Origin of the sequence: Dickeya chrysanthemi NCPPB 402, from assembly GCF_000406105.1 — a bacterium.
GTDB classification, from domain to species: domain Bacteria; phylum Pseudomonadota; class Gammaproteobacteria; order Enterobacterales; family Enterobacteriaceae; genus Dickeya; species Dickeya chrysanthemi.
Genome location: NZ_CM001974.1, coordinates 2169818 through 2194257 on the forward strand (window position 1 = coordinate 2169818; position 24440 = coordinate 2194257).

Genomic DNA, 24440 nt, shown 5'->3' on the forward strand with positions numbered 1-24440 from the left:
ATGATGATAAGCGGTGCAAGGGGTCGCTGATGGCACAACCGTTAACGGGAAAACACATTTTGGTTGTTGAAGATGAGGCTGTTTTCCGTTCCGTGCTGGCAGGCTATCTGACATCCCTGGGCGCAGAGGTTCGCGAAGCGGATAACGGCAAGGATGCGCTGGAAAAAATGGCCGGCCGGCAGCCTGATTTGATTATCTGCGATCTCAATATGCCCATGATGGGGGGATTTGAATTCGTCGAGCGTCTGCGGCTACACGATATCACGACACCTGTGCTGGTGGTCTCCGCCACCAGTCATCTGGCGGATATTGCCAGAGTCTTGCGTCTTGGCGTTCAGGATGTTTTGCTCAAACCCCTTCACGATTACACGCGTTTGCGTGAGTCCGTCATGGCCTGCCTGTATCCGACCATGTTCACGTCTCAGGCTAATGAAGTTGAACAACTGATGCGTGATTTGGATACGCTGAACCAATCACCTGGCGCTGCGTTGAAACTGCTGGGGCAGTTGCAGCCGCCGGTGCAGCAGACGCTGGCGCATTGCCGTATTAATTATCGGCAATTGATGGCGGTGGACAGGCCTGGGCTGGTACTTGATATCGCCGCATTATCCGACGATGAGCTGGCGTTTTACTGTCTTGATGTGACGCAGGCTGCGAATAATCACGGTGTACTGGCGGCATTACTGCTGCGGGCGTTATTCAACAGCTTGTTACAGGAGCATTTAGTACACCAGCAACGTCGATTGCCTGAATTGTCGGTATTACTGAATCAGGTCAATCAGCTGTTGCGTCGGGCCAATCTGCAAGGTCAGTTTCCTCTGCTTGTAGGGTATTACCACCGTGAACTGAAAAGGCTCATCCTTATTTCAGCAGGGCTACACGCCACATTAAGTGTTGAAGATCAGAATATCGCGCTGAATAATGGCGTACCGTTGGGTACGCTGGAAGCCGCTTATCTTAATCAGATCAGTTATCAGTGTGCGTCATGGCAATGTCAGATGTGGGGGAGCGGAGGCCGTCTGCGTCTGATGTTGTCTACAGATTAATCCGATAGCTGCGAACGTTCCCACACTTCAGACTAGGCCTATCTATCGTTATTATTTTTTATTCCCTAGTATGTGCCTATGATTTTTCATCACGAATCCAGATTGGACGAGCATCACGCATTGAACCTGATATACTTTTGCGGTTTTATGCACCGGACAAATAAAGCTCATTATTTGAACGATATATACGAGGTTGTTTATGTCAACTATTAATAAAAAAGTAAGGAAAGCGGTCATTCCAGTGGCCGGGTTGGGGACGCGCATGTTGCCTGCTACCAAGGCAATTCCCAAAGAAATGCTGCCTCTGGTCGATAAGCCGCTAATCCAGTATGTGGTTAATGAATGCATTGCTGCCGGTATCAATGAAATAATTTTAGTTACACATTCTTCCAAGAACTCAATAGAAAACCATTTTGATACCAGCTTTGAACTGGAAGCCATGTTGGAAAAACGTGTTAAGCGCCAGTTGTTGAACGAAGTGCAATCTATTTGTCCGGAGCATGTCACTATTATGCAGGTTCGTCAGGGACTGGCGAAAGGATTAGGACATGCGGTGCTTTGTGCTCATCCTTTAGTGGGAGATGAACCGGTAGCGGTTATTTTACCGGACGTGATCATCGATGAATATGAATCGGATCTGAAGAAAGACAACCTCAGTGAAATGTTGCAACGTTTTTATAGCACAGGTCATAGCCAGATTATGGTTGAGCCGGTGGAAAACGTCAGCAGTTATGGCGTAGTTGATTGCAAAGGTGTGGAATTAAAACCGGGTGATAGCGCGCCAATGGTCGGCGTAGTCGAAAAACCGAAAGCATCAGAAGCACCGTCCAATTTAGCGGTTGTTGGGCGTTATGTGCTATCTGAGCAGATCTGGGATCTGCTGAAGAAAACAGAGCCCGGTGCAGGTAATGAAATTCAGTTGACCGATGCTATTGCCATGCTGATGGAAAAAGAAACCGTTGAAGCTTATCACCTGAAAGGGGTAAGCCATGACTGCGGTAATAAACTGGGATACATGACCGCGTTTGTAGAATATGGTATTCGGCATGATGCGTTGGGTGAAGATTTTACCCAGTGGCTGAAAGAAGCAATAGAAGAAGACGCCAAATAATAATTAGCTCTCTCCCCTGTACTTTTGGTTAGTGTAGGGGAGAGCTCAATGTCGTTAGACAAGCATAAAAAAACACCCCTTTAAAAGGGGTGTTTTTGTTTTATTCATAAACCGAAAATTACAGCAGGAAGTCATCCAGAGACTTACCCTGCTCTTCGATAGCTTTTTTGATCACTGCCGGAGTGCGGCCCTGGCCGGTCCAGGTTTTCAGTTCGCCGTTTTCATCAGTGTATTGATATTTGGCCGGACGTGCAGCGCGCTTGGCTTTACCTGCTACTTTGTTTGCACCCAGGGATTGCAGTAATTCGTTCGGGTCAATGCCGTCAGCAATAAGCATTTCACGATACTGCTGTAATTTGCGTGTGCGTTCTTCAATTTCTGCCTGAGCCTGGTTTTCTTCTTCGCGGCGCTCGTTCACCACGACTTCCAGCTTCTCCAGCATTTCTTCCAGCGTTTCGAGGCTGCATTCTCTTGCCTGGGCGCGCAGGGTACGGATGTTGTTTAGAATCTTAAGTGCTTCGCTCATTGGATTAATCTCAAAATAAATATTATTGGTGACAGTACAGAGATAATAGAGTGCCGTTTTATTTTCTGCAATAGGCAAAATTGTCAGGTTGTTAAAATTTAGCAAATTTAAAACGAAAATCACGCGTCGACAGGGCAATATAAATTTCTAACAAACCAGCTAATACATTCTGTTAGCATGCTCTGCAGTGAAAATAGCCGTACGGAAAGTACCGATAGTTTCTTCAGGCACACAGGATGGAACTTTGTATATTACAAAACCACAGAATGATTGGTGTTGCTCATCAGGTCAGCCATACATGACTAAACCCTCGTCAGCGACAATCGGTATGTTACAATAAATTTTAACGATTACTGACCGGTGAATGCCGTTGAACGAGGAGCCATGGCGCAACTTTATTTTTATTATTCCGCGATGAATGCAGGGAAATCCACCGCACTGTTACAGTCATCATATAACTACCATGAAAGAGGAATGAGAACTCTGGTGTTTACGGCTGAAATAGATGACCGTATCGGGCGAAGCGGCGTTGTGAGTTCTCGTATCGGCCTTTCTTCACCGGCGCTATTGTTTAACGAGCAGACAGATTTATTCCGGGTGCTTGAGCAGGCGCATCGCCAGCAAACTATTCACTGTGTGTTAATTGATGAAAGTCAGTTTTTGACGCGTGAGCAAGTGAATGCACTGTGCGATGTTGTCGATCAATTAGACATTCCTGTTCTTTGTTATGGCTTACGTACCGATTTTCGCGGGGAATTGTTCAGCGGCAGTCATTATTTATTAGCCTGGGCAGACAAGCTGATAGAACTTAAAACCGTCTGCCATTGCGGGCGTAAAGCGAATCACGTATTGCGGGTAGACTCACAGGGTAAGCCCGTCATTGAAGGCGAACAAGTCGTCATCGGCGGAAATGAAAGTTATGTATCGGTATGTCGTAAGCATTATAAAATTGCGTTGGGATTGACCCGGACTGAAACAGAATAATCCATATCGTTAATAGGTTAAGCGTTTAGCCAGCCTTATTAATAACCGGATGTACGGAAGCGTTATCCGGTTTTGATTGCCAGAAAAAATTGATAATTTAAATTAAATATTCGTTACCAGGTGCGTATAACCGCCTTGCTCTAAGATGGAGAAGCCAGGATGGAGAAGCGTTGAGTACACTCTCCCGATATCTCTTCATGATTCCGGTCTCAGACGCCTATCAAAACCGATGTAAAGGGCCATGGCTGCCGTAAGGGCGTGTTGCTATTGACGCCATGGGTTATAGACGTTTACTCAAGAGCCGTTTAGTGCGGGTGTTTTAATACATGGGCAGCTATTTCGAGGTTTGGATTATCGAGTGGAAATCTATCCCCTTGCGGCGCGTTTCTGCGGGGGCGTCCTTTAATTTCGCTACGATGCCGTATTAGCTGCTCTGCGCGGTTTTCCGGCTTATTTGACGTGTGCCAGTCTGTAGCGTCACGTAGGCCTCTTTGCCGTCATAAGCATGGCTAAACGCTGATAATTAATGTGATATCAGGGCATAAAAAAGCCCCGTGCCAAGGGCACAGGGCATGTGGAGACATAAATGTTTACCTGAAGTTATCAGTTGGCCGCTTTTTTCTCTTTTTTCTCGTTTTTTTCTGCTTTAGCCGCGGCATTGGCAACTGCCGGAGTTGCTTTGGCGTCGGCAGCGGCATGCTCAATAAACGGACGGCCGTAGAATGAATCCAGCAGGATTTGTTTCAGTTCGGCAATCAGCGGGTAACGCGGGTTGGCGCCGGTGCACTGATCGTCGAAGGCATCTTCAGAAAGTTTGTCCACTTTGGCCAGGAAGTCCGCTTCTTGTACGCCGGCTTCACGGATAGAGGTCGGGATACCCAACTCTTTCTTCATGCTTTCCAGCCAGGCCAACAGTTTCTCGATTTTCTGAGCGGTACGGTCGCCCGCGGCACCCAGACCGAGGTGATCGGCTACTTCCGCATAACGACGACGTGCCTGTGGGCGGTCATATTGACTGAACGCGGTCTGCTTGGTCGGGTTGTCGTTGGCGTTATAACGAATCACGTTACAAATCAACAGTGCGTTGGCCAGACCATGTGGGATATGGAACTCAGACCCCAGTTTATGCGCCATTGAGTGGCAGACGCCCAGGAAGGCGTTGGCAAACGCGATACCGGCAATGGTTGCCGCATTGTGGACACGTTCGCGGGCAACCGGGTTTTTGGCGCCTTCATGGTAGCTGGCCGGCAGATTTTCTTTCAGAAGTTTCAGCGCTTGTAACGCTTGTCCATCGGAGTATTCGTTCGCCAGTACGGAAACATAGGCTTCCAGTGAGTGGGTGACGGCATCCAGACCGCCGAATGCACACAACGATTTCGGCATGTTCATCACCAGATTGGCGTCGACAATCGCCATATCCGGTGTCAGCGCATAGTCGGCCAACGGATATTTCTGACCGGTGGCATCGTCGGTCACGACGGCGAACGGCGTCACTTCAGAACCTGTACCTGAAGTCGTCGTGATGGCGATCAGTTTGGCTTTTACGCCCATTTTCGGGAACTTGTAGATGCGTTTGCGGATATCCATGAAACGCAGCGCCAGTTCTTCAAAATGAGTATCCGGGTGTTCATACATAACCCACATGATCTTGGCGGCATCCATCGGCGAACCGCCACCCAGCGCGATAATCACGTCGGGTTTGAACGCGTTCATCTGTTCCGCACCTTTGCGAACGATACTGAGCGTTGGGTCGGCTTCTACTTCAAAGAAGACATCGGTATCCAGACCTTGTTGTTTCAGCACGGAAGTGATCTGGTCGACATAGCCGTTGTTAAACAGGAAACGGTCGGTCACGATAAACGCGCGTTTTGCACCATCGCTCGCCACTTCTTCCAGCGCGATCGGCAGGGAGCCGCGACGGAAGTAGATAGATTTAGGAAGTTTGTGCCACAGCATGTTTTCAGCTCGCTTAGCCACGGTTTTACGGTTGATCAGGTGCTTCGGTCCGACGTTTTCGGAGATGGAATTACCGCCCCATGAGCCGCAGCCCAGCGTCAACGACGGCGCCAGCTTAAAGTTATACAAGTCGCCGATGCCGCCTTGTGAAGCCGGCGTATTGATCAGAATACGCGCGGTTTTCATCTTATCGCCGAAATAATTGACGCGACGCGCCTGGTTATCCTGATCGGTATACAAGCAGGAGGTATGACCGATCCCCCCCATGGCGACCAGTTTTTCCGCTTTGTTGACGGCTTCTTCAAAATCTTTCGCCCGATACATCGCCAGCGTCGGGGAGAGTTTCTCGTGGGCAAACGGTTCGGATTCATCGGCATTCGTTACTTCGCCGATCAATACCTTGGTGCTGGCTGGTACGGAAATACCCGCCATTTCCGCGATTTTGGTGGCCGGCTGGCCGACGATAGCCGCATTCAATGCGCCGTTTTTCAAAATAATCGCCTGCACCGCCTGCAGTTCTTTACCTTTAAGCAGGTAGCCGCCATGCGTCGAGAAGCGTTCGCGTACGGCATCATAGATTTCATCAACCACGATAACCGACTGTTCGGATGCGCAAATTACACCATTATCAAAGGTTTTTGACATCAGAATCGATGCGACGGCACGCTTGATGTCCGCGGTTTCGTCAATCACGACGGGGGTGTTGCCTGCGCCTACGCCGATAGCCGGTTTACCCGAGCTATAAGCGGCTTTCACCATGCCTGGGCCGCCGGTTGCCAGAATCAGGTTGATATCCGGGTGGTGCATCAGTTGATTGGACAGTTCGACTGAGGGTTCATCAATCCAGCCGATAATATCTTTAGGCGCGCCCGCGGCGATTGCTGCCTGCAACACGATGTCTGCCGCCTTGTTGGTAGCGTTTTTGGCTCGTGGGTGGGGAGAGAAAATAATGCCGTTACGGGTTTTCAGGCTGATTAACGCCTTGAAAATAGCGGTAGAGGTGGGGTTCGTGGTCGGAACAATACCGCAGATCAGGCCGATAGGTTCGGCAATGGTGATGGTACCGAAGGTATCATCGACGGACAGCACGCCGCAGGTTTGCTCATCCTTGTAGGCGTTATAAATGTACTCGGAGGCGAAGTGGTTTTTGATTACCTTGTCTTCGATAATACCCATGCCGGATTCGGCGACGGCCATTTTTGCCAGTGGAATACGGGCATCAGCCGCAGCCAGCGCGGCGGCGCGGAAGATCCGATCAACCTGCTCCTGAGTGAAATTCGCGAATTCCTGCTGCGCTTTTTTGACGCGTTCGACCAAAGCGTTAAGTTCAGCAACGTTTGTTACGGCCATAATGCTCTCCTGTAATGTTAAACTCTTTCAGTCAATGGTCAGCCCGTTGAATAAGCAGTATAGATAATGGTTGCGGCGCCTGATAATTTGGCGCTGGCGATTATCCATTGACTCAAAGCGCTCCTGATGAATCGTGTTACCGGTTAATGCCGCGTTCGTCGGTTTCTTAATACTGTGTTTAACGTTGTCACCGACATAACGCTATCGTTCATTGCTGTGAGTGGTTACCTCTAAGATGACAGCAGGATACCCCGTTAATGGGCGGTTTTTTGTGATCGCCTTCGCTAAATCGCCAAGCTGACACCATTCAGCATGGCGATTTTGAGAACGAATATCATCTTTCAGTAAGATTTGTTAAAAATAAATAACTATTTCATTGGCGGCTTTATGCGAATTTGTATCGGGAATTGGCGTGAAGACAGAGTATGATCATTAAGGCTGTGGGAGACGAACCGCACGTTGTGATTGTGCCGGTCGCGGATGTTGTGGTGCGAGGCGTCTCGGCAGTGGAAACTGGCGTCGACAATCATGTTCAGAGGTGATGTGTGACTCAACCTATGCTGGATTTCTCCGGCTACATCAAGTTTTTTATTGGGTTGTTTGCGTTGATTAATCCGGTGGGCATTCTTCCTATCTTTATTAGTATGACCAGCTATCAGCCGGGGGAAGGGCGGGCGAGAACGAACCTGACCGCGAATGTCTCTGTGGTGATCATTCTCTGGGTCGCTCTGTTCTTTGGCGACGCTATTCTGCGGTTGTTTGGTATTTCGATGGATTCGTTCCGGATTGCAGGCGGTATTCTGGTGACGACTATCGCTATGTCGATGATCAGCGGCAAACTGGGTGAGGATAAACAGAATAAGCAGGAGAAAACGGAAACCGCCAATCGGGAAAGTGTGGGGGTTGTACCGCTGGCGTTGCCATTAATGGCCGGGCCGGGGGCGATCAGCTCTACGATTGTCTGGAGTTCCCGCTATCACGGCTGGCAAAATTTGTTGGGGCTATCGGCCGCGATTGCCGTGTTTGCGTTTTGTTGCTGGTTGTTGTTTCGGGCGGCACCGGCGCTGGTGCGATTGCTGGGCCAAACCGGCATCAACGTGGTGACCCGTATTATGGGATTGCTGTTGATGTCGCTCGGTATTGAATTCATTGTCACGGGGGTACGCGCCCTATTTCCCGGTTTGCTATAACGGGCGCGGGTCTATACCCCAAATAATTCGAGTTGCAGGAAAGTCAACGCACCTGCAACGTGAAGTATGACGGGGATATGGCGTTGATTAAAACGCACGCAGATATTCCGCGCCACGCCTTATCGTATTTAGCGCATACCTTATTTTTATTAATATTGTTTACTTATGTTATCTCCCGGCAATAGCCGGTAGAAAAAAGCCTATCCCTTACTATTATTTATCTCACCGAGCTACATAACTTATATTTATGAGTTATCTCATGCCTTAGATAAGCTAATGCATATGGCACGATACGAAGTGGGTGATCTTCCGTCGTGTGAGCGCCTATTCGCTGTTAATTTATTCACATGCACAAGGGATTGCATCATTAATGGTGGGATGTTGGGCAGAAGTGTTTTATCGTGCATTTTTTACCCCGAACTACTGTTAATGCTTTCATAGTTACAAGTTATTGGACAATCTGCTGTTGTGCGAAATTTTACCGCCCTGACACAGGGTACGGATGTTTTTGTATCCATTTGCGGAGTTAGATCATTTTGTGACTTTCCGAGATGGAAAAGAAATTTAAGTAACAGCCTGCAAAATCTATTGGCGAAGACGAGTTCTTCTGATACGTTCGGCATCACGCTATTCTCCTCGGTCGTTACGGATAAGTTAATTTTATTAGAGCGTTATCCCAGACGGTTTTCTTTGCAGGGGGGCGTACCATCAGGGAAGAGTGGAAATGGCTGTAAACTGCCGGTTCTCGGAGAGGACTACGGCAGTTTTTGGGTTGCCAAAAATGTGCTGTTTTTATCTCTGTTGATTTTTCCAACACGTTGGTGCGGCACTGTAGGTATCTGGCTGTGTTGCGTGGATAAAACAATTTAGATGTGATTGAGCGGCCATGTTGCCAGATTCGTTCCTCTGGCGGCGATGATGTCTGTCCGCTTAATACGTACAAAAAGTTATGGGCCTGATTGGGTGATAACAGTAGAACAGGAGCAAGGTAAATAATGATAAACAACACTATTAAAAAAACACTGGCGGTCAGCATTCTCGCTGCTATTACTGCCTCTGCCGGCGTTTCCGCCTGGGCCGCTACGGTGCCGGCCGGCGTTCAACTGGCTGAGAAGCAGGAACTGGTACGTAACAACGGTTCCGAGGTTGCCTCGTTGGACCCGCATAAAATTGAGGGCGTGCCGGAATCGAATATCGCGCGTGATCTGCTGGAAGGTCTGTTGGTTACCTCTCCGGACGGCCATCCGGCTCCGGGTGTGGCAGAAAGCTGGGACAACAAAGAGTTTAAAGTCTGGACCTTCCATCTGCGTAAAGACGCCAAATGGTCTAACGGCGATCCGGTTACCGCTCAGGATTTCGTTTACAGCTGGCAGCGTATTTCTGATCCGAAAACCGCCTCTCCATATGCCAGTTACCTGCAGTTTGGCCATATCGTGAATATCGATGATGTGGTCGCCGGTAAAAAATCGCCTGATGCGCTGGGCGTGAAAGCAATCGACGATCACACGTTTGAAGTGACGCTGAGCGAACCGGTTCCGTACTTCTATAAACTGCTGGTTCACCCGTCTACCTTCCCGGTGAATAAGAAAGTGGTCGAAAAGTTTGGCGACAAATGGACCCAACCGGCCAACTGGGTCGGCAATGGTGCTTATAAGCTGAACGAATGGATCGTGAACGAAAAAATCGTTCTGGAGCGCAACCCGAATTACTGGGATAACGCCCACACCATCATTAATAAAGTGACTTATCTGCCGATCTCCTCCGAAGTGACGGATGTTAACCGCTACCGTAGCGGCGAGATCGACATGACCTATAACAACCTGCCGATCGAACTGTTCCAGAAGTTGAAGAAAGAGATCCCCAACGAAGTGAAGGCGGATCCGTATCTGTGCACCTACTACTATGAGATCAACAACCAGAAAGCGCCGTTTACCGATCCGCGCGTGCGTCAGGCGCTGGTGCTGGGCCTGGATCAGGATATTCTGACTAACAAGGTGAAAGGTCAGGGCGATACCCCGGCGTTTGGTTTCACTCCGCCGTACATCGATGGTCTGGACGGCAAACTGACGCCGCCGGAGTGGGTGAGCTGGTCACGTGAAAAACGTAACGCCGAGGCGAAGAAACTGCTGGCCGAAGCTGGCTTCACCGCTGAAAAACCGCTGACGTTCAACCTGCTGTATAACACGTCCGATCTGCACAAAAAACTGGCCATTGCCGCCTCTTCTATCTGGAAGAACAACATTGGCGTCGAAGCTAAACTGGAAAACCAGGAGTGGAAAACCTTCCTGGATAGCCGTCATCAGGGCACATTCGATGTCGCTCGTGCCGGCTGGTGCGCGGACTATAACGAACCGACCACGTTCCTGAACATCATGATCGCCAACAGCAGCAGCAACACCTCGCATTATAAGAGCGCGGATTTCGACAAGTTGATGGCGAACGCTCTGGCCGCCAAGACCGAAGAAGAACGTGCTAACGTCTACAGACAGGCTGAAGCGTTGCTGGAAAAAGACGCCGTCGTGGTTCCGGTGTATTACTATGCCAACACCCGTCTGGTTAAACCGTATGTGGGTGGCCTGACCGGCAAAGATCCGTTGGATAACCTCAACGTTAAAAACCTTTATATTATCAAGCATTAATGATGAAGGGGCGGGTGTCGGTTGGCACCCGACCCTTATTCGGTTTGATAAACAGAAGCGAAATTTTCAGACCGGTTTTATAGGTAAGGTCAATGTTAAAATTTATTTTCCGTCGTTGCCTGGAAGCAATCCCGACGTTGTTCATCCTGATTACTATTTCGTTTTTCATGATGCGACTGGCCCCGGGAAGTCCGTTTACCGGAGAACGCAATCTTCCCCCTGAAGTTATGGCGAATATCGAAGCCAAATACCATCTGAACGACCCGATGCTCAAACAGTATGGTAATTATCTGGTGCAATTGCTGAAAGGCGATTTTGGTCCGTCTTTTAAGTACAAAGATTATTCGGTCAACGATTTGGTCGTGCGGGCATTCCCGGTATCGGCCAAATTGGGGATCGCCGCTTTTCTGCTGGCTGTGGTGCTGGGGGTGACCTCCGGCGTAATTGCCGCGTTGAATCAAAACAGTAAATGGGACTACACGGTAATGGGGTTTGCCATGACCGGGGTGGTGATCCCCAGTTTTGTGGTTGCGCCACTACTGGTGCTGGTCTTCGCGATAACTCTGCGTTGGTTGCCGGGGGGCGGCTGGAACGGCGGTGCGCCAAAATACATCATTCTGCCGATGGTCGCGCTCTCCTTGTCTTATATCGCCAGTATTGCCCGTATTACCCGTGGTTCAATGATTGAAGTGTTGCATTCAAACTTTATCCGTACCGCACGCGCCAAAGGGCTGCCGCTGCGCCGGATTATTTTGCGTCATGCACTGAAACCTGCGTTGTTGCCGGTGCTTTCTTATATGGGACCTGCGTTCGTGGGGATCATTACCGGCTCCATGGTGATTGAAACCATTTTTGGTTTACCTGGTATTGGTCAGTTATTTGTTAACGGTGCGTTGAACCGTGACTATTCGCTGGTGCTTAGCCTGACTGTTTTGGTAGGCGCGCTGACCATTCTGTTTAATGCGATTATCGATGTGCTGTATGCGGTCATCGATCCGAAGATCCGTTACTAAGGTAAATCACTGATGTTCTGGAATAAACGTAACCGCGAAGCGCTGGATAATTTCAGCGAAAAACTGGAAGTGGAAGGGCGCAGTCTGTGGCAGGATGCGCGTCGTCGTTTTATGCACAACCGGGCGGCACTAGCCAGTCTGTTTGTCCTGGCGCTCATTACGCTGTTTGTGGTTCTCGGCCCGATGGTGGCGCCGTTTAATTATGCGGATACCGACTGGAATATGATGTCCAGCGCGCCTGATATGGCGTCGAAACACTATTTCGGCACGGACTCTTCCGGCCGCGACCTGCTGGTGCGCGTAGCCATCGGTGGGCGTATTTCCCTGATGGTCGGCGTGGCCGCTGCGTTAGTGGCGGTTATTGTGGGAACGCTGTATGGCGCGGCGTCCGGCTATATCGGCGGTAAAGTTGACTCGGTCATGATGCGTCTGCTGGAGATCCTCAACTCCTTTCCGTTTATGTTCTTCGTTATTTTGCTGGTCACCCTGTTCGGGCAAAATATCCTGTTGATCTTTGTGGCTATCGGTATGGTGTCGTGGCTGGACATGGCGCGTATCGTTCGCGGCCAGACATTAAGCCTGAAACGTAAAGAGTTTATTGAAGCAGCGCTGGTATGCGGTGTTTCCACCCGTAGCATCGTGTTGCGTCATGTCGTGCCGAATGTGTTGGGCGTGGTGGTGGTGTATGCATCGTTGCTGGTGCCGAGCATGATCCTGTTTGAATCTTTCCTGAGTTTCCTTGGCCTGGGTACCCAGGAGCCGCTGAGTAGTTGGGGCGCGTTGTTAAACGACGGCGCCAACTCGATGGAAGTAGCACCCTGGTTGCTGCTGTATCCCGCCGGTTTCCTGGTGGTAACTCTGTTCTGTTTTAACTTTATCGGCGATGGCTTGCGTGATGCCCTCGACCCGAAAGACCGCTAAGGAGACGCGTCATATTATGATGAATACGTCAGAAACCCGCGGCGCGCTGCTGGATGTTAAAGACTTGCGCGTCACTTTTGGTACGCCTGATGGTGATGTCACGGCGGTAAATGATCTTAATTTCTCGCTCAGCGCCGGTGAAACGCTGGGTATTGTCGGAGAATCGGGTTCCGGTAAATCTCAGACCGCGTTCGCTCTGATGGGGTTGCTGGCTGCCAATGGTCGCATTGGCGGTTCCGCCCGCTTTAATGGTCGTGAAATTCTTAATCTGCCTGAGCGTGAACTGAACCGCTTGCGGGCGGAAGAGATCGCCATGATTTTTCAGGACCCGATGACGTCACTGAATCCGTATATGCGTGTCGGCGACCAGTTGATGGAAGTGCTGATGCAGCATAAGAAAATGGGCAAAAGCGATGCGTTTGAAGAGTCGGTACGCATGTTGGATGCGGTGAAAATGCCGGAAGCCAGAAAGCGGATGCGCATGTATCCGCATGAGTTTTCCGGCGGGATGCGTCAGCGTGTAATGATTGCCATGGCCCTGCTGTGCCGCCCTAAATTGTTGATCGCCGACGAACCGACCACCGCGCTTGATGTGACGGTTCAGGCACAGATCATGACGTTGCTTAATGACCTGAAGCGTGAGTTCAACACCGCGATTATTATGATTACCCACGACCTGGGGGTCGTCGCCGGTATTTGCGACAAGGTTCTGGTGATGTACGCCGGTCGTACCATGGAGTACGGCAGTGCGCGCGAAATTTTCTATGAGCCGACCCATCCGTACTCACTCGGTTTGCTGAAAGCGATTCCTCGCCTTGATGAAGAGAATGAGGAACTGGCCACCATTCCGGGAAATCCGCCTAACTTGTTACGCCTGCCGAAAGGATGTCCTTTCCAGCCGCGTTGTCCCTATGCACAGGAGCGGTGCCAGCATGCACCTGAATTGACGCCGTTTGGTGAAGGCCGTCTGCGTGCCTGTTTCCGGAGTGTGGGAGAATTAGTATGAACGAACTGGAAAACAAAAAAGTCTTGCTCGAAGTGGATGAACTGAAAGTTCACTTTGACATCCGTGACGACAAGCAGTGGTTCTGGCAACCGGCCAAAAAACTGAAGGCGGTGGATGGCGTAACCCTGCGTTTGTACGAAGGGGAGACGCTGGGCGTGGTCGGCGAATCTGGCTGCGGCAAGTCTACGCTGGCCCGTGCGATCATTGGCCTGGTCAAAGCCACTGGCGGGCGCATTAGCTGGTTGGGTAAAGACTTGCTGGGGATGCGTGATACCGAATGGCGTGATGTGCGTAGCAATATCCAGATGATTTTCCAGGATCCGCTGGCGTCGCTTAACCCACGTATGACCATCGGTGAAATTATTGCCGAACCCTTGCGTACCTATCATCCGAATATGCCGCGTCAGGAAGTAAAAGATCGCGTCAAAACCATGATGATGAAGGTGGGTTTGCTGCCGAACCTGATCAACCGCTATCCACACGAGTTTTCCGGTGGTCAGTGTCAGCGTATCGGTATCGCCCGTGCGTTGATTCTGGAGCCGAAGCTGATTATCTGTGATGAACCGGTTTCCGCACTGGATGTCTCCATTCAGGCGCAGGTGGTGAATCTATTGCAACAACTGCAGCGTGAAATGGGGCTGTCGCTGATCTTTATCGCCCATGACTTGTCGGTGGTGAAGCATATCTCTGATCGTGTGCTGGTGATGTATCTGGGTCATGCGGTGGAGCTGGGAACCTATGATGAGCTGTATCATAATCCGCAACATCCTTACACCCGTGCCTTGATGTCGGCGGTGCCGATTCCCGATCCGGACAAGGAACGCAATAAGCAGATTCAGTTGCTGGAAGGTGATTTGCCGTCACCGATTAATCCGCCTACGGGGTGTGTGTTCTGTACCCGTTGCCCGGTTGTCGGGCCGGAATGCACCAAAACCCGGCCGGTACTGGAAGGCAGTTTCCGCCATGCCGTATCCTGCCTGAAGGTGGATCCGCTACCGTAATTATTGGGCGGTGATAAAAAACGCCGTTACGGGCAGAGGGCTTCCCATTACATCGTCAATACATCATGACGATTTTTGGTAAGCCCTCGCCATATTGGTATTACTGTAAAGGTTTATCCATAACAAGGGGATAAACGTCGCTGCGGTTGCGTGCCGCAATGGCTTTTGGGTGATGATTACAATACGGCGTATGCCGAATCCTTTACATCGCAAATCAGCATATGGCCTGGTGCATGAGTCACCATCAGCGGAATTTTACTCTGAATCGCCACCGCCTGTGGTGTGACGCCACAAGCCCAGAATACCGGTATCTCGCCCGGCTTACAGTCAACTGCGTCGCCAAAGTCAGGAGAATCAAGATCTGAAATGCCAATCGCAGCAGGGTCGCCGATATGTACCGGTGCGCCATGCACCGACGGAAAACGGGAAGTAATTTGAACCGCCCGAATCGCCTGAGCTGGCGTCATTGGCCGCATACTCACCACCATGGTGCCGTGAAAAGGGCCGGCTTCCTGACAAGGTATCGACGAGATATACATCGGCACATTTCGTTGCTGCTCAATATGACGAACCGGAATTCCTTCCGCCAGTAACGGATGTTCGAAGGTAAAACTGCAACCGAGTAAAAAACCGACCCAATCCTCTTGCCAAAGCGGGGCCAGCGACGTGACTTCGTCACTGAGCTCGCCATGTCGATAAACCCGATATTGAGGAATATCTGTTCGTAGATCTGCATCGGTCGCGACCATTTTCGGTATCGGGCTACCGATATCCGTCACATCCAGCAGCGGGCAGGGCTTGGGGTTGCGTTGACAAAATAACAAAAACTCAAATGCCCATGCTTTTGGCAAAATGGCTAAATTCGCCTGCGTATAACCGGTACATAAACCCGCCGTCGGCTTGAGCCATTCTCCCTGACGAATCATCAAGCGTGCTTGTTGCGGGCTGAGTGCAGCCAGTGAATGTGTATCAAATTGCATGAGAGGCTCCCGAAATGTTCTCTGCCCAGAACCGGCTGGGCAGGGGGGATTACGCGAATAAGGTGGGGATTGAGGTAAACAAGGTGTAGATACCTAATCCAGACATCAACAAAGCGACTAAGCCGCCAAATACAGCCATCCAGGCCGGATGTTTGTAATCACCGACAATCGATGTTTTGTACGCGGCAAATAACATTGGAATCAAGGCTAATGGCAGAATAAGTCCATTGATTGCACCCACTAACACTAAAATTTTGACCGGTCTACCCACCAGTGCAAAAACCAGTGTTGAGAAGACGATGAAACCAATAATGATCCATTTCTGGTTACGTTCGATTACCGGGCTGAATGAACGTATAAATGAAACCGAGGTATAAGCCGCACCTACCACGGACGTTAAAGCGGCAGCCCACATCACAATGCCAAAAATCCTGTAACCCACATCACCCGCCGCTAATGCGAACACGGATGCAGGCGGATTGGTTTTATCAATGGCTAACCCCTGATAGATCACACCGAGTACGGCCAGGAATAAAACAACACGCATGACGGATGTGATCAAAATTCCGGATACCGCGCTGCGCGTGACTTGCCCCAGTGCTTGCTTCCCTGAAATTCCGGCATCCAGCAGACGATGCCCACCCGCAAACGTGATGTAACCGCCCACAGTTCCACCCACCAGGGTGATGATCGCCATGGCATCGATCTTTTCCGGAACAAAGGTGTTTACAATCGCCGCCGCAACGGGGGGATGTGAGCTGAAAGCCACATAGCAGGTCAACACCACCATTACCACACCAGCGAGCTGGGCAAAACGATCCATCGCCACACCGGCTTCTTTGCTTAAGAAAATCCCGACCGCAATCACTGTACTGATGATCGCTCCCGTAACCGGGTCAAGGCCGAAGATGACATTTAAACCCAGACCGGCACCGGCAACGTTGCCGATATTAAAGGCCAGTCCACCCATCAAGATGAAAAGGGCGACGACGGTTCCTAATCCCGGTAAAACAAGGTTTGCGATATCCTGCCCGCGGCGTTCAGAAACGGCGATTACTCGCCAGATATTAAGCTGGGCACCGATATCCAGCAGAATGGAAATCAGAATGGCGAAACCAAAACTTGCCCCCAATTGAGCGGTGAAAACGGTCGTCTGGGTTAAAAATCCAGGGCCAATGGCAGACGTCGCCATCAGGAAAGCCGCACCGAGGATCACACTCCAGTTAATGGCCGGGCGACCTGCGGATTGACGGGTTTCCAATACAGCTTCAGGTTCATTTGTTGGTTTCATGATAACGTCTCTCTGGTCAAAGGGATGAATCAACTACATGGTTTTTACTTCGATGCCAGCCTGTTGCAGCGCTGCATTCACTGTTTTTGCAAAACGCAGTGCATGAGCGCCGTCGCCATGAATACAGATCGTATCGGCCGCTAAATCGACCCACTCGCCTGTTACTGCTTTGACTCGCTGTTCCGTCACCATGGTTAATACTTGCCGAACCGCTTCTTCGTCGGATTCCAGCAGTGCATTCGGTTGTGAACGCGGTGTCAGTGAGCCATCCGCCTGATACGTTCGGTCGGCAAACACCTCACTGGCAACACGTAAGCCAACATGTCGGCCGGCACGAATCAACTCGCTGCCTGCTAAACCATAGAGCACCAGTGAGTCATCGATATCGCGAACGGCACGGGCAATCGCATCGGCGAGCACATTGTCTTTTGCGGCCATGTTATAGAGCGCGCCATGCGGTTTAACGTGATGCAAACGTACCCCGGTTGCCCTGGCAAAACCCGCCAGCGCCCCCACCTGATACACCACCATGTCATAGGCGTCCTGCGCGGAAATCTGCATGTTGCGGCGGCCAAAACCAACCAGATCAGGTAACCCCGGATGCGCGCCAATCGCCACGCCCTGAGCCGCTGCTGCAACCAGTGTTTTATGCATTACACCCGGATCGCCGGCATGAAAACCGCAGGCAATATTGGCGGCGCTCACCAGCGGCATGATGTGCAAATCAGTACCGATTTGATAAGCGCCAAAGCTCTCGCCCATATCGCAATTTACATCGACGAACGCCATGTCATAGTCCTTCTCATTTATGAGTCGTGAGTGCGTATGCGACTCGCTCAAGATAGTGTTGTTGCTGATGTTTTGCCTGCAAAGCTTCCGCTTTGCCGACGCAGGTGAAGTGAACGCGCGTACCGGGGCGAAGTTGCCCTAATTTCCAGAGATCGGGCTGAATCACACTGGCAATGCGTGGATAACCGCCCGTTGCCTGCGCCTCCGCCGCCAGGATGATAGGTTGCCCGTTCGGCGGCACCTGAATTGTGCCGGGAAAGACGCCGTGCGACAGTAAGTCAGCCGATTCACGACGTACCAAAATGTCGCCCTTCAGGCGGAATCCCATCCGGTTACTGTCTGCGGTGATCTCCCAGCCGTGTGAAAAGAAGACTTTGCGTGTTTGAGCATCAAACTGTTCCGCCTCCGGCCCCGCCAAAACCCGGATTTCCTGACCAGGCACCGGCAACAGCACGCCTCGGTTTTTCAGTTTTTGCGCATGTTTTCCTATCGGCAATACATCACCGGTTTGTAATTTGCGCCCCTGCCAACCGCCAAAACCACCTTGCACATCGGTCGACCGTGACCCCAACAGAATGGAAACCTCAATACCGCCGGACAGCGCCAGATAGGCGCACAGGCCGTTACGGGGCATGTTAATGATCAATTCATCACCGGCAGCAGCGTGTTTCGCCCAGCCTGGGTAAACCGGTTTACCCTTTAACGTAGCAAAACAGTCACAGCCAGCCAGTGCAAACCAAACGTCTTGCAAAAAACGAATGCGGGTATTGCCGAAGAGCATTTCTAAACCGGCTGCCTCATCGGTATTACCCACCAAACGATTGGCAAGCTGTAATGACAGACCATCTAACGCGCCGGCACGGCTCACGCCCTGGTGACGGGAGCCATGACGCCCTAAATCCTGCACCGTGACCAAGGGACCGGCCTGAATGATTTCTATCTGTTTGATTTCAGACATAGTCCACCTCCGTCACCACAAACCTCACGCGGTCGCCCGGCATCCACAGTGATGGTTGTTCACGCGCCGGATCAAACAGCATGGCATCGGTATGCCCTAATAGTTGCCAGCCACCGGGAGACGTTTTCGGATAGACCCCCGTTTGAGTGCCGCCAATGGCCACAGAACCGGCGGGTACGGCTTGCCTGGGTGATGAACGACGTGGGGTAGTTAGCTGCGAAGGCATTCCACCTAGATAGGCAAAACCCGGCTGAAAACCGATAAAGAAGACGGTGTATTCAGCGTCGCTGTGAATCCGGATGACTTCATCGACACTCAAGCCGGTATGGGCAACGATATCGGCTAAGTCCGGCCCCCATTGGCCGCCATAACGCACCGGAATTTCAACTAACCGGCCTGGCCGGGTTTCTGCAACAAGGCTTTTCCAGCCTTGTTGCAGTTCTTCAATAAGTTGTTCGCCATCAACCAGCGATTCATCAAATGCCAGTGTCAGGTTATTCATCGCCGGCACGATTTCAGTAATCCCATTACGTGCCTGAAATGATGCGCCCAGCGCCCAGATGCGCTGTTGCTGTGCCAATGAAACCGGTGCCGGTACCTGAATCGTGATGGCTTGTTCATTCACCCAATACACATGGGCTGTTTCTTTCTTCAATGCTGATTCTCCGCGTGTGCAACATCCATCGCCTTCACCAGCAGAAAAGCAATTTCGAGGCCAAAATAATAATTTATCGATAATTTATGGATATCATTGTGATGAGATGCAGGTCGACCGGCATAAACTACAATCGGAAAACCGCATGGTGGTACACTAACGGTCCAATTGAGGGAGTCGTTATGGCAGAGCAAAGCATCAAAATTGTGTCGTCTTCACATTTGGTTTCAGAGCGGGCCGGAGAATTATCAGAATTTGAATTTGGTCTCACCGTTTTAAACAATGCTTTCAACCGCTGGATGGTCCGTTGCATGTCGGCTGCGGGTGAGAAAGAGATGACATCGCTGGAAGTTCAATTAGTTCATCATGTTACACATCGGTCGAAGGCGAAAAAGCTGGCGGATATTTGTTTTGTCCTGAATATCGAAGATACTCACGTCGCTTCTTATGCACTCAAAAAACTGGTGAAAATGGGCTATCTATCAAGTGAGAAGATCGGCAAAGAAGTGTATTTCTCCGCAACGGAGAGTGGCGTGGCGTTATGCCAGCGTTATCGAGAAGTGCGTGAACGTTGCCTGATAGAAATCTTATTAGAAACGGGCATCAGTAACGATGATATCGGCAGTACCGCCCAACTCTTGCGGATGCTTGCGGGGGTTTACGATCAGGCGGCTCGTGCAGGGGCATCATTTTAAAGCATGGATTTGGGGCGAAATGCACCATTTTTGTGCTCACTACCTGACTATTAACGTATCGCGTTTCCTGAAAACCGTCAGGCTAAGTGCTGTGGTGGTGTGTGGTACCGCGTTGTACTGAGTTGTACCGCGGTGGATTTTATCGCTAACGGTCGAAAGCGTTACGGGCTGCATGGCGGCACGACGACAAGCGAGGGAAAATACGCAGAGGCCCACCAGAGGGGGCGCTCTGCCACACTTACACACTTACAGAGCGAATACCTCACTCTGATGCCGTTCGTGCGAACAACCACCCTGCTGATGAAGTACTGTTACTCTTTCCACAGGATGTGACACAACTTGTGGTCTTTTTCACGGCAGATCAGAATACGGGCAAAAATATCAGTGAGTTCCCCGCCGTCCTGCTCGGCCAGCCCAATCACCACTTCGGCGAAAAAGTCCGGATTCAGGTCGAAATCCACATGCTCCTGCCAGTCTTCCGCCGGGTCGAACAGTTCTGCACCGCCGCGCTCCTCAAACTGCAGATTAAACAGCAGGATATCCGCTGGGTCCAAATTATCCGGCGCCAGTTCCAGAAAGATATCGTAAGCCTGCTCCAGCGTTTCATCTTCTGTCAGGCGGTTATTTAAGTCCATACAACATTCCTGTTAAAACGTGATGGGGTATTAGAGCATGAAGGGCGGTGCGATTACAGCAGCGGACTGAAAAAGTAAAACAGCCTCTCGACAATCCGTTGCCAATAGGGGCGAGTTAACCATTCTTTGGTGTTCAACTGGCGTGAGCGGGACATGTAATCTTCCTGCACGCAGGCCAGATCGCGGCCAAACTCATCGTCGTCAATCACCAGGGTGATTTCAAAATTCAGCCACAGGCTACGCATGTCCAGGTTGACCGTTCCTACCAGACTGAGCTGCCCATCAACCAGCACACTTTTGGTATGTAACAACCCGCCTTCAAACTGGTAGATCTTGACCCCGGCGGCCAGTAATTCGGTGAAAAACGCTTTGCAGGCCCAGCCCACCATCATGGAGTCATTTTTGTACGGTACGATGATGCTGACGTCTACGCCGCGTTGGGCGGCGGTGCAGATGGCGTGCTGCAAGTCATCACTGGGCACAAAATAGGGCGTAGTCATAATCAACTGGTGCCGGGCAGAGTAAACTGCGGTCAGCAATGCCTGATGAATCATCTCTTCGGGGTAGCCGGGGCCGGAGGCGATCACCTGTACCGTATGGCCGCGCTCTTGCTCGAATGGCATGATGGTTACGTCGGGCGGCGGCGGCGGCAGGCGTTGGCCGGTTTCCATTTCCCAGTCGAGGCTATAAATCACGCCCATGGTCGTGGTCACCGGGCCTTCGATACGTACCATGAGGTCCACCCATTGGCCTACGCCGGAGTCCTGCTTGAAATAGCGAGGATCGACCATGTTCATGCTGCCGGTATAGGCGATGCGGTTATCGATCAGGATCACCTTGCGGTGCTGGCGCAAATCCATGCGGCGCAGGAAGGCGCGAAGCAGGTTAACCTGTAGCGCGTCTACGATGGTGATGCCGGCCATGCGCAAGCGCTCCGGGTAGGTGCTGTGGAAGAATTGCACGCTGCCGGCTGAGTCCAGCAGGATGCGGCATTTTACGCCGCGCTGTGCGGCTGACAGCAGGGCATTCATCACCTGATCCACCAGGCCGCCAGCCTGCCAGATATAGAACACCATCTCAATATTACTGTGAGCCCGTTCAATGTCGCGGATCAAGGTCCGGATGGTATCTTCAAAGGACGTCAATAAATGCAACTGATTGCCTTTGATACCGCCAATGCCTTGACGGCGCTCGCACAACTGAAATAACGAGCGAGCCACTTCACTATTTTCGGTGGCGAAAATACGGCGATATTCCTTTAACTCACGCAGCCATTGGGCCGTGACGGGCCACATTTGTCGGGCGCGTTCTGCGCGTCGTTTTCCCAGATGCAGTTCGCCGAATAACAGATAGGCGACGATACCGACCAACGGCAGAATATAAATCACTAACAGCCAGGCCATCGCTGAAGGGACCGCACGCCTTTTCATCAGAATACGCAGCGTAATACTGGCAATGAGCAGCCAATAGCTGAAAACCAGTAATCCGCTTAGTACAGTATAAAATGCTGTCATAATAACAATGCACGGTTCCCTGTTGCGAAATGTTTACGTGTTCAAGTGTATGCATAGTTCCCCAAAGGGGAAAGTCCTTTACTCTGAATACGCTAGCGATGATGGACAAGTCTGCGGATGCGGGAAAATCCCGTTCTGGCGCTTGGCGCAGGCTAACAGGGGGATATAATAGGCGAGCCCATCATGCTTATTATAAGAGTCGTGCCATGAAACGCAGCCGCAATGAAGTCAGCCGTTGGCGTATGCAGCGTCAGGTGCAGCGTCGTCGGAGTCGCTGGCTTGAGGCCCAGTCGCGCGGTTACCGTCATATCCATCAGGTACGTTACCTGCGCCAGAAACAGCAGCGCCGTGCGTTATTGTATGCCGTAGCTTACGAGTGGTAGCCACCGGTTCGTCTGTGCCAGGCCCAACGGTCGTCAGGTCGTTGGGCCTTTTTATTGAGGTGAAACATTACAATGCCGGCGAGTGTTGCGGCAGCGCAACGTAGCTTTTGGCGTGTTGTGCCGCCGTCGTGCCGGGCATAGCTGGCTCAAGCGATTCAGCGGCGCAGGGGAGTTGGAATAGCGAGACCGACAAATTGAGTTGTTCTGCCTGTGCAAGCAGTTGCAGACAGGTTCTGGCGGAGGCTTCCACCTGCAGGGCATTCTGTTTCACCGTATCGTTAAGTGAACTGATGCGGTTAGTGACTTCATGAATACTCTGGTTTTGTTGCTGTGAAATATCGGTGATTTCGTTAAGGAATGTGCTGGTGCCTTTGGCGGCCTGAATGATTTCCTGCAGGCTATCATTCAGGTGAACGACCAGCTTAGCACCTGTGGCAACACTGCTGTCTGATTCATGAATCAATGCATTAATGTTTTGTGCCGACTGACCGCTCTGAGAGGCCAGCGTGCCGACTTCCCGCGCGACGACAGAGAAGCCTTTGCCCATTTCTCCAGCCCGCGCGGCTTCAATCGCTGCATTCAGCGACAGAATATGCGTCTGGAACGCAACGTTTTCTATCAGTGAGATCACTTCCGTCATTTCTTTACTGCGGCCGGAGATATTCTGCATGGCGTTTCTGACATCGCTCATCATGGCCTCGCCTTGTTCCGCGATATGGCTGGTTTCTTGTGCATGATGACTGGCTTGTTCCGTATACTGGGCGTTCTGCTCCAGATGCTGGTTAATCTGGATGATATGCTCGGTAGTGACTTTCAACTCTGCAGACTGGCGGTTGGCTTGTTCGGACAGTTGACGATTATCGTCCGTGACGTGGCTGACCTGCTGCATCATGGTTTCCATACCCTGACGAACCTGGCTAATCAGGTCTACCAGGCCGCTTTGCATTTGACTCACGCTGTTATTCAGCACGGCGATTTCACGGGTTGCGCGCTTCTCCATGACGATATCATGTGATAAATCGCCGGATGCGATCCGCCGCAGGTGTTCAGTGATACGCTGAAGCGGGTTAATGATCACTTTATTCACGCCCAGCCATACCACCAGTGAAATGACCAGCAACAACCCCAGGATAACAATAAACAAGGTGTGGGCGGCATCGAGATTATTTAATAACTGCTGTGCGTGTTGTTTCTGGCGGGTATCGTTTTCCTGCAGATAACGCGCGTATCTCTGGGTAAACAGCGTTTGGTAAGCCTGGATGGGAACGGCAAAGAAAATATCGATTTCGCTGGTTTTTTTAATGCCTTGCGCCAGCTCGAGCAGCCCGTTATACAATTGCTGATAGCTGTTTTTGAGATCGGTGAATACCTCATCATTACGGGCGGAGCCGGAGAAACGCTCCAGCTTTTGGTAATACTCTTGGGCATGGACCAATGAGGCTTCCGCTTCCGACATCAGACTATTCCAACTGCCGACAGAGCCGGTTTCCTTATCAAACATCAGGTAAATACCTGCGCGATTGAGCTTATCGCTGGCGTTCATCACTTCCATTCGTGCTTGATCCATCAGCGCCTGTTGCTGGCGCAGCGCTTCGTTGGCAGCGCTATCCTGACGCACGTCACTCATGGTTTGCGATATCATCCCCACAGACAACAACTGCAATAAAGAAAATAATCCGATGATCAGCAGTAAACCGGAGAGAAAACTCAGGCGATAGTGACGCAGTTTACCCAGCAAACGGGAACGTGATGGGGTGGATGTTGACATGACAATCTACTCTCTAAAGAAAAACTGTC

21 protein-coding genes are annotated in these 24440 nt (G+C 51.0%); 11 read left to right on the plus strand and 10 right to left on the minus strand.

Annotation, left to right across the window (positions count from 1 at the left end):
* Positions 1–29: 29 nt before the first annotated feature.
* Entirely contained in the window at positions 30–1046 is a 1017-nt protein-coding gene (gene rssB, locus DCH402_RS09740; RefSeq protein ID WP_040000904.1) for a two-component system response regulator RssB, read from the plus strand.
* Between the two features lie 199 nt (positions 1047–1245).
* Positions 1246–2157, plus strand: coding sequence for a UTP--glucose-1-phosphate uridylyltransferase GalU (galU, locus tag DCH402_RS09745; protein ID WP_027712134.1), 912 nt, complete (start codon positions 1246–1248; stop codon positions 2155–2157).
* A gap of 118 nt (positions 2158–2275) precedes the next feature.
* On the opposite strand, the gene hns is transcribed toward galU, so the two are convergent.
* The gene (gene hns, locus DCH402_RS09750) at positions 2276–2683 is read right to left on the minus strand and encodes a histone-like nucleoid-structuring protein H-NS (protein ID WP_012769908.1); all 408 of its coding nucleotides are present in this window, start codon (positions 2681–2683) and stop codon (positions 2276–2278) included.
* A 384-nt stretch (positions 2684–3067) separates the two neighbouring features.
* Between hns and DCH402_RS09755 the strand changes: the two genes are divergently transcribed.
* The gene (locus DCH402_RS09755; protein WP_040000905.1) at positions 3068–3667 is read left to right on the plus strand and encodes a thymidine kinase; all 600 of its coding nucleotides are present in this window, start codon (positions 3068–3070) and stop codon (positions 3665–3667) included.
* Between the two features lie 603 nt (positions 3668–4270).
* Here the strand turns inward: DCH402_RS09755 and adhE are convergent.
* Positions 4271–6973 carry a bifunctional acetaldehyde-CoA/alcohol dehydrogenase gene (gene adhE, locus DCH402_RS09760; RefSeq protein ID WP_040000906.1) on the minus strand — a complete coding sequence of 901 codons (2703 nt, stop codon included), beginning with the start codon at positions 6971–6973 and terminating at the stop codon, positions 4271–4273.
* A gap of 545 nt (positions 6974–7518) precedes the next feature.
* Here adhE and DCH402_RS09765 point away from each other — a divergent pair.
* From DCH402_RS09765 to oppF, 6 genes are all read left to right on the plus strand, one after another.
* Positions 7519–8163, plus strand: coding sequence for a YchE family NAAT transporter (locus tag DCH402_RS09765; protein WP_040000907.1), 645 nt, complete (start codon positions 7519–7521; stop codon positions 8161–8163).
* Positions 8164–9158: 995 nt separating this feature from the next.
* Positions 9159–10802, plus strand: a complete 1644-nt coding sequence (oppA, locus tag DCH402_RS09770; RefSeq protein WP_040000908.1) for an oligopeptide ABC transporter substrate-binding protein OppA — start codon at positions 9159–9161, stop codon at positions 10800–10802.
* A gap of 92 nt (positions 10803–10894) precedes the next feature.
* Entirely contained in the window at positions 10895–11815 is a 921-nt protein-coding gene (gene oppB, locus DCH402_RS09775; RefSeq protein ID WP_040000909.1) for an oligopeptide ABC transporter permease OppB, read from the plus strand.
* Between the two features lie 12 nt (positions 11816–11827).
* Positions 11828–12736, plus strand: a complete 909-nt coding sequence (oppC, locus tag DCH402_RS09780) for an oligopeptide ABC transporter permease OppC (protein WP_040000910.1) — start codon at positions 11828–11830, stop codon at positions 12734–12736.
* A 16-nt stretch (positions 12737–12752) separates the two neighbouring features.
* Positions 12753–13742: an ABC transporter ATP-binding protein gene (oppD, locus tag DCH402_RS09785; RefSeq protein ID WP_040000911.1), complete on the plus strand. Its 990-nt coding sequence runs from the start codon at positions 12753–12755 to the stop codon at positions 13740–13742.
* Positions 13739–14743, plus strand: a complete 1005-nt coding sequence (gene oppF / locus DCH402_RS09790; RefSeq protein WP_040000912.1) for a murein tripeptide/oligopeptide ABC transporter ATP binding protein OppF — start codon at positions 13739–13741, stop codon at positions 14741–14743. The genes oppD and oppF overlap by 4 nt, the downstream gene beginning before the upstream one ends.
* A 176-nt stretch (positions 14744–14919) precedes the next feature.
* Here oppF and DCH402_RS09795 read toward each other — a convergent pair whose 3' ends face one another.
* The 5 genes from DCH402_RS09795 to pxpB are packed head-to-tail and all read right to left on the minus strand — an operon-like array spanning position 14920 to position 19416.
* On the minus strand, positions 14920–15723 hold the full coding sequence (locus DCH402_RS09795; protein WP_040000913.1) for a putative hydro-lyase: 804 nt from the start codon (positions 15721–15723) through the stop codon (positions 14920–14922).
* Positions 15724–15772: 49 nt separating this feature from the next.
* Positions 15773–17014, minus strand: a complete 1242-nt coding sequence (locus DCH402_RS09800; RefSeq protein ID WP_040000914.1) for an NRAMP family divalent metal transporter — start codon at positions 17012–17014, stop codon at positions 15773–15775.
* A 33-nt stretch (positions 17015–17047) separates the two neighbouring features.
* Positions 17048–17803, minus strand: a complete 756-nt coding sequence (locus DCH402_RS09805; RefSeq protein WP_040000915.1) for a LamB/YcsF family protein — start codon at positions 17801–17803, stop codon at positions 17048–17050.
* Positions 17804–17816: 13 nt separating this feature from the next.
* Positions 17817–18761, minus strand: a complete 945-nt coding sequence (locus tag DCH402_RS09810; RefSeq protein WP_040000916.1) for a 5-oxoprolinase subunit C family protein — start codon at positions 18759–18761, stop codon at positions 17817–17819.
* Complete coding sequence (pxpB, locus tag DCH402_RS09815) at positions 18754–19416, minus strand: 5-oxoprolinase subunit PxpB (protein ID WP_233276346.1); 663 nt, start codon at positions 19414–19416, stop codon at positions 18754–18756. The genes DCH402_RS09810 and pxpB overlap by 8 nt, the downstream gene beginning before the upstream one ends.
* Positions 19417–19598: 182 nt before the next feature.
* Between pxpB and DCH402_RS09820 the strand changes: the two genes are divergently transcribed.
* Entirely contained in the window at positions 19599–20111 is a 513-nt protein-coding gene (locus DCH402_RS09820) for a winged helix DNA-binding protein (protein ID WP_040000919.1), read from the plus strand.
* A gap of 311 nt (positions 20112–20422) precedes the next feature.
* Here the strand turns inward: DCH402_RS09820 and DCH402_RS09825 are convergent, their stop codons facing one another.
* Together DCH402_RS09825 and cls are read right to left on the minus strand one after the other, a co-directional pair.
* On the minus strand, positions 20423–20746 hold the full coding sequence (locus DCH402_RS09825; protein ID WP_012769899.1) for an HI1450 family dsDNA-mimic protein: 324 nt from the start codon (positions 20744–20746) through the stop codon (positions 20423–20425).
* Positions 20747–20799: 53 nt separating this feature from the next.
* A complete protein-coding gene (gene cls / locus DCH402_RS09830; RefSeq protein WP_040000920.1) occupies positions 20800–22260 on the minus strand; it encodes a cardiolipin synthase in 1461 nt (486 codons plus the stop codon).
* Between the two features lie 206 nt (positions 22261–22466).
* Between cls and DCH402_RS22315 the strand changes: the two genes are divergently transcribed.
* Positions 22467–22643: a YciY family protein gene (locus DCH402_RS22315; protein ID WP_152486910.1), complete on the plus strand. Its 177-nt coding sequence runs from the start codon at positions 22467–22469 to the stop codon at positions 22641–22643.
* Positions 22644–22710: 67 nt separating this feature from the next.
* Here the strand turns inward: DCH402_RS22315 and DCH402_RS09835 are convergent, their stop codons facing one another.
* Complete coding sequence (locus tag DCH402_RS09835; protein ID WP_040000921.1) at positions 22711–24411, minus strand: methyl-accepting chemotaxis protein; 1701 nt, start codon at positions 24409–24411, stop codon at positions 22711–22713.
* Positions 24412–24440 lie beyond the last annotated feature (29 nt).